This is a genomic window from Adlercreutzia sp. DFI.6.23, from assembly GCF_024462535.1.
Classification (GTDB): domain Bacteria; phylum Actinomycetota; class Coriobacteriia; order Coriobacteriales; family Eggerthellaceae; genus Adlercreutzia; species Adlercreutzia rubneri.
In genome coordinates this window covers 1-301 of the sequence record NZ_JANGBP010000514.1, presented here as the reverse complement: position 1 = coordinate 301, position 301 = coordinate 1, and the positions used below count along the sequence as shown (strand labels likewise).

Here is a 301-nt window from a genome sequence, read left to right as displayed (position 1 = left end):
CCCGCGACATCATGCGCTCGACCGCCTGCATCGTGACCCAGACCGTCGTCGACGAGGACGACCCGGCGTTCCAGAACCCCACCAAGCCCGTGGGCGCGTTCATGGACAAGGAGACCGCCAAGGCCAAGGCCGAGGCCATGGGCATCACCGTGAAGGAGGACGCCGGCCGCGGCTGGCGCCAGGTGGTCGCCTCCCCGACCCCCAAGCGCATCGTTGAGTTCGACGCCGTGCGCGACCTGGTGGAGGACGGCTACGTGGTCGTGTCCACCGGCGGCGGCGGGGTGCCGGTCTTCGAGACCGG

1 pseudogene is annotated in these 301 nt (G+C 70.8%); it reads left to right on the top strand.

Going from position 1 to position 301, the window contains the following annotated elements:
* Nucleotides 1–301, top strand: a pseudogene (locus NE591_RS14375) (carbamate kinase); the annotation flags it as partial.